Below are 4,075 nucleotides of genomic sequence, written 5' to 3' on the forward strand. Positions count from 1 at the left end.
AAAATACGGAGAAACATTCTTATCAATTATTCAGGAGTACTGTGAAAGACATGGTTTGCAATCCTGTCTGCCGGAAAAGGGAGTATCCAAAAGAAAACAGAAAGAAAAGAAGCAGAAAAAAGAGAAGAAACAGAAAGGAGATAGCCGGCGTTTGAGTCTGGAGATGTTCCGTGCTGGAAAAACGATCGAGGAGATCGCGGAAGAGCGGAATCTGGCTATGTCGACTATCGGCACGCATCTGGCAAAATATGTGGAGACGGGTGAGCTGAACGTCGTCGATTTTGTGCCGCGGGAGCGGTTGCGCCTCGCCGAAGAGAAACTCATGGCTGCTTCTCCCGACGATCCGGTATATTATACCTTAAGCGGAGATTTTTCAAATATCGAAATCATGATGATCCTGGCACATAAAAGGAATGCTTTTTAATTCTTATTACGAAATTCGACAGGTGTTTCTCCTGTCTTGCTCTTGAATAAACGGCTGAAATATTGCGGGTATTCAAATCCCAGTGAAAAAGCGATTTCATTGACAGATAAATTGGTGTTCAGCAGCAAACTTTTTGCTCTTTCAATTAAATAGGCGTGAATATGCTGCTGTGTGTTCAACCCGGTCAGATTGCGGAGAAGATCGCTCAAATAATGTGTGGACATGGCTAATTCCGATGCGATATCGTTCGCCGTAATGAGGTTGTCTTTATTCTTTTCAAAATGATTTTGGAGGACTGATTGAAAGCGTGTCAATATGTCCGACTCGACACTGTTCCGTGTGCGGAATTGTCGGCTATAGAAACGTTCGGAATAGTTCATCAACACATCGAGTTGGGAAACGATAATATCCTGCGTATGTTCGTCGATATTCCGGTTATATTCATTTTCTATATTTTCCATTATCCCCTCAATCATCGTCCGCTCCGCGTTTGAGATATGCAGGGCCTCGTTGGTTTCGTAGGAAAAAAATTTCAGTTTCCCTATTTTTGCGCCCAACGGATATTTGCGGACAAAATCGGGATGGAATGCCAGCATCCAACCCCACCGGCCGGAATTTTCCACTTTTTTCATTTTTTCGTCCCACGAGTGTATTTGCCCCGGAGCAAAAAAGCTCATCGTCCCTTTCCTGAAATCATAATCCCGCCAGCCGTATTTCGCATTACAAGTCGTACCGTCTTTTATGGTGATTGAATATAGATTCAACTGCACCGGATTGCAAATAGGTACAAACTCTTTTACATCCGTCAGTCGACAGATGCTTATTAGCGGATGATTGGCGGGCGGGCAACCGAAAAGCTCCGTATAGTCTTCAATCGTGTTTACTTTTATCATTGGACGATCACCGATTTTCAATTCGTTTGACTCCATTTTACAAATCTTTTACTCGTTTGGTGCTCACAAATATAACGCTTTTCGCAATTGTCTGAAAATCTTCGGTATGATAGTATTTTGCAGAGCCAATTTCATAGGTATGGTTTTATCACATTCATACTGTAATCCCATACTTTTTGCTCATTCTCCGGCGTGTAATATTTTTCGCTCGGTTTTTCTTCGCCTTTCAGCCCGTAATACTTGCCTGTGACGCCTTCCAGTTCGGGAGAAACAGCAGCTTTAATACTGGGTGCGGCTCCTTCTGCGACAGAGTTCATCATCACCTTCCATAAGAAATAAATGATTCTTGTACCTAATGCCCCTGTCGATTCACGTCCAAGGCTTGTTTGCGCGGAACCGGGATGTACTGTGTAGAATGCGATATTATTGATACCTCTCTTTTGCATCTCTTTTACGAAATGTCGCATTATCCAGATCACATACAGTTTTGAAATGCCATAAGCTTTTGCCATCGAATATTTATTTTTCAATTCGATATCGCTCAGATCGGGCTTACCGCTCATTTTATGTGCGCCTGAGGAAACGGTTACAACCCGTGCCGATTGGCTTTTTTCAAGCAGTGGCAATAAAAGCTCTGTCAACAGATGCGGTGTGAAGACATTGATGGTCATGGTCTTCTCATGTCCTTCGACTGTCGTTTCCCTTTTATTCGTAAATTGCGCTCCGGCGTTATTGATAAGCACATCCAAATGGTCGTGCTTCTCTTTGATCTTATCGGCGAACTTTCTTATTTCGGCAAGTGACAGGAAATCGGCAGTCAGGTATTCAATCTTATTATTGCCTGATTCTGCTTTGACTTCTTCGTAGGCCGATTTTGTTTTCTCGGGATTACGACCGTGCATGAGGATCGTATGTCCCTGCTTCGCGAGAGTTTTGGCGGTTTCTTTACCGATGCCGTCCGATGCGCCTGTGATGAGAATGATTTTACTTTCCATACTGTTTTATGATTTGTTGATTATGAGTCTTCTTTGAAAATTCCATTTATTCAATTTTGCTCGCCTTAATAAAAAACGATTTATCGGAGTGGCTTCAATTATTAAATCCCTATTGAATGTTCTATTGTTTCAGCGGTGTTTTGCCATGAGTCCCTTCAGAACTTGTACCCAGTATGGCTCCAATATCGCTCGTTTGTAAAACTTCGTCAGGTATTCTTAATCCCTGTACGCCATTTTGTGCGATGGCGGTTTCTATTTCTTCCATATCGGAAGCCGACAATTTTATAGTTACCGCTCCTATATTTTCTTTCAGATGATCTAATTTTGTGGTTCCGGGAATGGGAACGATAAAAGGTTTGCGGGCAAGATGCCAAGCTAAGGCGATTTGTCCGGGAGTTGCTTCGTAACGTAATGCAATACGTTGTAGCAATTCGATAATATACCAATTGGCTTTGAGTGCTTCCGGGGTGAAACGGGCAAATTTAAAGGTAACCCGAACGTCATATTTTTCATCAAATTGCGTTGTGGGCGTATATTTCCCCGTTAAAAAACCTGTACCGAGCGGACTCCACGGCACAAAGCCGATACACAACTCTTCACAAACAGGTATTACCTCATGTTCCGGATCCCGTGTCCAAATAGAATATTCATTTTGTACCGCGCTTACTGTCTGTACGGCATGTGCACGCCTGATCGTGGCTGCTCCGGCTTCCGACAATCCGAAATGACGAACTTTCCCTTCCTTTATTAAATCCTGTACTGCACCGGCTACATCTTCAATCGGCACATTCGGGTCAACACGGTGTTGGTAAAATAAATCAATATAATCGCTTTGCAAGCGTTTTAGCGATTCATTTACTGAACTTTTAATGCGTTCGGGGCGGCTGTTGATTTCTATTCCTCCACCTCCCGGAGCGGGTGCCTGACCGAATTTTGTGGCAATGACTACCTTGTCCCGAATGGGAGCGAGCGCTTTGCCCACCATTTCTTCACTTAGCCCCATGCCATAGAGTTGGGCGGTGTCAAAAAAAGTAACTCCCAGTTCGTGGGTATCTCGTAGCAATTTGATGGCTTGTTGCATTTCCATTGGAGGGTTGTAGGTGCCGGCAAGGCTCATACAACCAAGCCCTAGGGCTGAGACCTTCAATGAGCCTAAATGGCGGACCGGAAGTTGAGAGGACAAAACAGGTGTTGCCTGTGCGCTTGCAAAACCACCAAATTTCGGAACAAATGAAGAAGCTGCAATTCCTCCGACTGTCATTGACGCTTTTATAAAAAATTCCCGGCGGGATATTCCGTTTTTATTTTCCATCTTATTTTCCTTTTAAATGAAATACAAAATTACAACTCGCTGTTGGATAAGGAACTAAACAAAATGAGGATAGTTGTATACAAAACGGATTAATTGCCACTTTTTAGTGCACATAAAAAGGGTGGAAACTCATACCAATAAGTTCCACCCCTGAGTTAGATTGACTTTTTAGAACCAAGAATCAAGACTTTTAGAGCCAAGACTGGTTACTTTACCTGAGGGCTATGTTTTATCTGTTCATTAGTATCCGCGGATTGCTTTGATTCCCGGAAGCACTTTGCCTTCGATCATTTCAAGCAGGGCGCCGCCGCCGGTAGAAACATACGATACTTCATCGGCCTGGCCAAATTTATTGACACAAGCAACTGAATCTCCACCACCTACCAGTGAGAAAGCACCTTTTTTGGTAGCAGCTACAATGGCATCGGATACAGCACGGGATCCTTTATCG

The 4,075-nt window shown here is 43.4% G+C and carries 5 protein-coding genes; 1 reads left to right on the top strand and 4 read right to left on the bottom strand.

What is annotated here, in order from left to right; all coding sequences use genetic code 11:
- Positions 1–424, top strand: a 424-nt coding sequence (locus tag VB073_RS17350) for a helix-turn-helix domain-containing protein (RefSeq protein WP_323405447.1), incomplete at its 5' end; no start/stop codon positions are given.
- Here the strand turns inward: VB073_RS17350 and VB073_RS17355 are convergent.
- The 4 genes from VB073_RS17355 to pgk all read right to left on the bottom strand — a co-directional run.
- Positions 421–1,353 carry a helix-turn-helix transcriptional regulator gene (locus VB073_RS17355; protein WP_323405448.1) on the bottom strand — a complete coding sequence of 311 codons (933 nt, stop codon included), beginning with the start codon at positions 1,351–1,353 and terminating at the stop codon, positions 421–423. The genes VB073_RS17350 and VB073_RS17355 overlap by 4 nt on opposite strands.
- A gap of 95 nt (positions 1,354–1,448) precedes the next feature.
- Positions 1,449–2,312: an SDR family NAD(P)-dependent oxidoreductase gene (locus VB073_RS17360; protein WP_323405449.1), complete on the bottom strand. Its 864-nt coding sequence runs from the start codon at positions 2,310–2,312 to the stop codon at positions 1,449–1,451.
- A gap of 121 nt (positions 2,313–2,433) precedes the next feature.
- The gene (locus VB073_RS17365; RefSeq protein ID WP_323405450.1) at positions 2,434–3,624 is read right to left on the bottom strand and encodes an aldo/keto reductase; all 1,191 of its coding nucleotides are present in this window, start codon (positions 3,622–3,624) and stop codon (positions 2,434–2,436) included.
- A 240-nt stretch (positions 3,625–3,864) separates the two neighbouring features.
- A partial coding sequence (gene pgk / locus VB073_RS17370; RefSeq protein ID WP_323405451.1) for a phosphoglycerate kinase occupies positions 3,865–4,075 on the bottom strand: 211 nt, incomplete at its 5' end.

It is taken from the genome of Proteiniphilum sp. (assembly GCF_034927365.1).
Taxonomy (GTDB): Bacteria; Bacteroidota; Bacteroidia; order Bacteroidales; family Dysgonomonadaceae; genus Proteiniphilum.